1 pseudogene is annotated in these 264 nt (G+C 42.0%); it reads left to right on the top strand.

The features are described from left to right. Positions 1–264, top strand: a pseudogene (locus tag CWC11_RS23150) (MFS transporter); the annotation flags it as partial.

Raw genomic sequence — 264 nt, 5'->3', positions numbered from 1 at the left:
AACCCGTTACGGATTTTAAAATATGCCATGTTCTTACTTGCGATCACCTGTATCATCTTTGTTCATATGCCCAACTTTGAGTTGCTGCTAGCCACACGTTTTATACAAGGTTTGATCTTACCCGCCGCGTTAACAGCCATGACAACTTACATCGGCCAACAATATCAAAGCCAGACCTTACATAAGAATATGACGCGGTATATCGCAAGTTCAATTATGGGAGGATATTTAGGTCGGGTACTTTCAGCAAATTTCGCCGCCTTT

Origin of the sequence: Pseudoalteromonas sp. S3178, from assembly GCF_005886985.1 — a bacterium.
Taxonomy (GTDB): Bacteria; Pseudomonadota; Gammaproteobacteria; order Enterobacterales; family Alteromonadaceae; genus Pseudoalteromonas; species Pseudoalteromonas carrageenovora.
This window is presented reverse-complemented; position numbering and strand designations above follow the sequence as displayed.